Below are 4,449 nucleotides of genomic sequence, written 5' to 3'. Positions count from 1 at the left end.
CAGCGCGGCGGTCGACGAGGCAAACAGCGGCGCGTTCGCCGACGCCAGCGCGGCCCCGCGGGCCAGCGCGGTCTCCGGTTCCTCGGCCACACTCACGTCGAGGAAGGTCGTCGACTGCAACACCGGCTTCAGCGGCCCGACGTCGATACCCGAGCCGACCAGCAACAGGCCGCCGGGCAGCAGTTCCAGCTTCTCCATCCCGGCGACCATCGCGCTGAGTTGCTCGGCGGCATCGCCGTAGGACTGGGCGTGGATCTGTTGCTTATAGACGTCGGGGATGGAGCCGTCGGAGGTCTCGACGACCGCCAGCGTCGCGGTATCGGGTTCCACCAGCAGCACGGCGGTGCGCTCGTAACCCATTGCCCCGCCCACGTTTTGCGCCAACGCCGCCGCGGCCAAAAACACCGACACCAGCATGACGTTGTCGATCCGGTGGGCGGTCAGCGCGTCGCGCAGCGCCGCGGCTTCGAGTTGATCCGTCCACGTCACGCCGATCGACGACAGTTCCATGCCGGCGTCGGCCGCGCCCTCACGGGTGCCCAAGATGGCCGAGATCACTTGGTCGGGCCCGGTCGCGGTGGCCGCATCGTCGACGTCGGCGACGTCGAACACGTCCTCTTCTACGGTTGCGCCGTCGGCGTATTCGCCTTCCAGGACGACCATCTGGATCGATGACGGTGCCATCGACACCCCGAGCACGATATCCAATACAAACCCCTCCAAAGGTATTGCACGATGAGCCACGGCCAGGCGGAGGAAAAACCAATGGCTAACTAAGTATCGCCCAGCAGGGGTGCGGGAGGGCCGCTGCGAACCTATGTAGTCCTTATGAAGTTCTGATAGGACCGCGACGGGGTGGGTCCCCGCTGGCCCTGGTACTTCGAACCTACTTGCGTACTGCCGTAAGGATGTTCGGCGGGACTGGTCAACCGCAGAATGCACAGCTGACCGATCTTCATGCCCGGCCACAGCGTGATCGGCAGGTTGGCCACGTTGGACAGCTCCAGCGTGATGTGACCGCTGAAGCCCGGGTCGATGAACCCGGCCGTCGAGTGTGTGAGCAGGCCGAGGCGGCCCAGCGACGACTTGCCCTCCAGGCGGCCGGCGAGGTCGTCGGGCAGGGTGATGAGTTCCAGCGTCGAGCCCAGCACGAACTCCCCGGGGTGCAGGACGAACGGCTCGCCGGCGACGGGTTCGACCAAGGTGGTCAGCTCGTCCTGTTGCTTGGCCGGGTCGATGTGGGTGTAGCGGGTGTTGTTGAACACCCGGAACATGCAGTCAAGTCGCACATCGATGCTCGACGGCTGCACCAGGGCGTCGTCCAGCGGTTCGATGCCCAACCGCCCGGCGCTGATTTCGGCCCTGAGGTCGCGATCGGAGAGCAGCACGCGACGAGCCTAGCCTCCGGGGGACGCGTTCAGCGGAGATAGACCTCGCCGCCGGTCGGATATCCGCCGCCGGTGGTCGTGACGTGCACGTGGTCATAGTGGCCGAGCCGGCTCGGCTGCGCTCCGCCGGGCGTGTAGTAGACGCCGCGCCAGATCGCGTCCTGGATGCCGAAGCGGTTGGCGTTCTGCAGCACGTAGGCGACGATCGCGTTGCCCAGCGCGATACCCTCCGCCGATTCCGGGTCGGGAATCATCACGTCGAGCGCCAGCCCCAGGGGGTGCCACGGCAACGGATCCGGGCGCACTCCCCCCATCTCGTGGATCTGGGGAAAGTCGGCGGTGATGCTGCGGGCGACCAGGATCGTCCGGACCTGCAGGCCGCGTTCGGGAGCGACGTCGGCGGTCAGCAGCGGGGCCCGGGTGTGATACCGCGACGCCGCGGCGGGCTCGGCATCGCCTACGCCGGTGAGGAGGCGATTGGACGCCACGGTCACGATTTGCGCGCAGCACGGGGCGGGTTCGCTGATAACGGGCTTGGCCTCGACATGCGGCGCAATTGGGGTGACGTCCGAGGACACCGCGAAGAACACGGCCGCGGGGGCGAGCACCGCAGCCAGGGCCACCGACGGTTTACGTCGCTTCCTGGCTAACCTGTGCCGACCCACCCCGAGCACATTACGGCGCAATAACGGAATAATAAATATGCGAATGTGAATTTGTGAAAGGAATAACTCCGCTTCGGTGCGACAGCGCGCGGCGGCGGCCGCAGCGCCGTAGTCGATGAGCGGTCCTGACCTCGACGGCTCCCGTCGGGTGCTAGCCTTCCTTGGCGAGAAGTGCCGATGTAGTTCAATGGCAGAACATCAGCTTCCCAAGCTGAATACGCGGGTTCGATTCCCGTCATCGGCTCCACGTTTACCCGCGGCGATGCGGCGCGATGACGACGCCGTGTCAGCGTCACGGTGATCCATCTGAACGGCCGGCCCCCGCGCGACATGTTGGTCTCAGCACGCGTAAGCGCCCATGCGCCTCAGACACTTTGTCGACCTCGGACTCGCCCTGGATGCGGAGGGGGCGTACCGAAACACGGCACCTCTACGGGCTGCTGGCGCTCCAGGCCGAGTCGGAGCGCCCGGATTTCAAAGACGCTGTGCCCCAAGAGCGTTGGATCCACAACTGGTCAAGGTTCGCCTTGACCGACTCGGCTCCCGGGGGAAGTGCGATGCGCTCGATTGAGCTGTATATCCGCTCCATGCATGACCGTACGGCCGCACGTGCTCGTCGCTGTCCCATGCCCCAGGAAACCGCTTCGGCCGTCAGATCATCGACGTCGATGCCGTCAATACCCGTCTTCCCGTTGATCACATGTCCGGTGCCCTTGAATGCGGGATCCAGGTACATGACCGGCGCGACGTCGTAGATCGGTGCCAGGGACACACTGCCATCACGGCCGATCATCACTGAGTAGTTTTTTGAGTGCGCGTCACTATTGCCAATGACGACGTTAAACGTGACTGCCTGCAGCAACGCCAATCGAAAGCCGTCAGGATCCAATGCCCTCGGTGCGGCCGCGCGTGCCACGCGTCGTAGCCTCGAGCCCAAACGAGTTGCTTCGCTGGTGCTCTCGTATTTGGCCGCGGGATCGAGACCTAGCGCCTGACAGAAATCTTCTTGATGCAGCCGAGTGCCGTCAGGGCCTCGGTCATAGCGGACCACGACAATGGCCGTGCGTCCACCGAAGCGCTCTATTCGCGGCTCTGCGGCATCGATGCCTGCGCCGCGCGCCACTCGTAGCGCCCAATCTTCCGTCTGAATGAGAAGCTTCACGGCGCCGCCGAGCGGCTCGGGTTTGATGATGTGCGTCGAAGCCGCACCTGCTTCAGGCCAACCCCATTCGCCGTTGGGAAGAGCTACCAAGAGCACTTTGTCCTGAATACCGGCGAGCGATGCCTGTGGCGTGGTGCCCTCGGGTAGGTGGTAGGTCGGCAGGTCCGCGATCAGAGTGTCGACCTCCTGCTTCGTCAATCGGCGGACCCGGCCGGCACCGGGTTTCGCTCCTTCGGTGAGAATCTGGACCGCACCCGCACATTCCGCGCCCAACCGTTCCAATAGCGTCATCGTGTCGTTGACTGGCACACCAGCCTCGGTGGCGATGTGGCGACGCAGGTTGCCTTCTGGCAAAAGGCCTTCGATGAAGGCCGAGACCTGCAACTTGCCGTCCCGGTCCTGGACAGGTTTTCGCAAGATGGGTAACGCCAAGGACAGGACTCGACTCCCCTCGCCGAAGTTGTCGAGCGCTTCCTCGGTGAACTCCAAACGCAGACGGAAGCGGCGCGGCTCGCTCAGCCGTGCGACGTGGACGCCGTACAGCCAGACGTCAAGCGCTTTGCGCGCCATCGATTGTCGTCATTCGGGAAAACTTCGGCACTAGCGCCAGCGCCATGCCGCACTCCGAAAGCGCGCGCAGGGCTATATCGACGCTGACAGATTCTCCCCGTTCGAGACGGGAGATGGTCATACGATTGACTCCGATGCGGTTGGCGAGCTCATCCTGGTTGAAGCCCCTGTCCTGGCGCGCGCGCCGGACGTGTTCGCCGAATTCGATGGTGTCGTATACCAACGGTACTTGATGATGCATATTTTAATCATACGGCGGATATGCCCGGATGATCAATATTTTTATCATTGGACCCCAGCCGCCTGATGATTAATATTTCTATCATCTCGAGCGTGGACTCGAATGATCGAAATATATAGCACGCACGCTCCATCTGTAGCGGATGCGCGATGGAGAAAGAACGCCGAGCGGCCGGGCAGCATAGCGCCGAAACCTCGCCCACAGCAATCGGTTTCATAACGCCACCCGGCGCGCCGGCAAGCGCGTAACCCGCTGGTAGCTTTACCGCCATGGGTGCTTTGGACGGACGCGTGGCTTTTATCACCGGCGGAGCTCGAGGACAGGGCCGCTCGCATGCGCTGGCCCTGGCCGCCGAAGGAGCCGACATCGTCGTCGCCGATGCCCCGCAGGCGATGACGGACCTGACCTATCCCCTGGGCACCG

Annotated in this window: 4 protein-coding genes, 1 tRNA gene and 2 pseudogenes; 2 read left to right on the top strand and 5 right to left on the bottom strand. The window is 63.9% G+C overall.

Features of this window, described 5'->3' with window-relative positions:
* From A9W96_RS07020 to A9W96_RS07010, 3 genes and pseudogenes are all read right to left on the bottom strand, one after another.
* Positions 1-684: pseudogene (locus A9W96_RS07020) on the bottom strand (hypothetical protein); the annotation flags it as partial.
* Positions 685-815: 131 nt separating this feature from the next.
* Positions 816-1,388 (bottom strand): dCTP deaminase, encoded by a 573-nt coding sequence (gene dcd / locus A9W96_RS07015; protein WP_066866692.1) that lies wholly within the window; start codon positions 1,386-1,388, stop codon positions 816-818.
* Between the two features lie 29 nt (positions 1,389-1,417).
* Positions 1,418-2,053 (bottom strand): hypothetical protein, encoded by a 636-nt coding sequence (locus tag A9W96_RS07010; RefSeq protein WP_197499429.1) that lies wholly within the window; start codon positions 2,051-2,053, stop codon positions 1,418-1,420.
* A gap of 173 nt (positions 2,054-2,226) precedes the next feature.
* Between A9W96_RS07010 and A9W96_RS07005 the strand changes: the two genes are divergently transcribed.
* Positions 2,227-2,300: transfer RNA gene (locus A9W96_RS07005), tRNA-Gly, on the top strand.
* 183 nt (positions 2,301-2,483) lie between these two features.
* Here A9W96_RS07005 and A9W96_RS07000 read toward each other — a convergent pair.
* Positions 2,484-3,785: a type II toxin-antitoxin system HipA family toxin gene (locus tag A9W96_RS07000; RefSeq protein WP_066866687.1), complete on the bottom strand. Its 1,302-nt coding sequence runs from the start codon at positions 3,783-3,785 to the stop codon at positions 2,484-2,486.
* The gene (locus A9W96_RS06995; protein ID WP_066866685.1) at positions 3,766-4,026 is read right to left on the bottom strand and encodes a helix-turn-helix transcriptional regulator; all 261 of its coding nucleotides are present in this window, start codon (positions 4,024-4,026) and stop codon (positions 3,766-3,768) included. The genes A9W96_RS07000 and A9W96_RS06995 overlap by 20 nt, the downstream gene beginning before the upstream one ends.
* A 269-nt stretch (positions 4,027-4,295) precedes the next feature.
* Here A9W96_RS06995 and A9W96_RS06990 point away from each other — a divergent pair.
* Positions 4,296-4,449 (top strand): annotated as a pseudogene (locus A9W96_RS06990) (SDR family mycofactocin-dependent oxidoreductase); the annotation flags it as partial.

This window comes from Mycobacterium sp. 1245852.3 (genome assembly GCF_001669335.1).
In the GTDB taxonomy this organism is placed as follows: Bacteria; Actinomycetota; Actinomycetes; order Mycobacteriales; family Mycobacteriaceae; genus Mycobacterium; species Mycobacterium europaeum_A.
The sequence above is the reverse complement of the archived record's forward strand: the minus strand, read 5'-3'. Positions and strand labels throughout refer to the sequence as shown.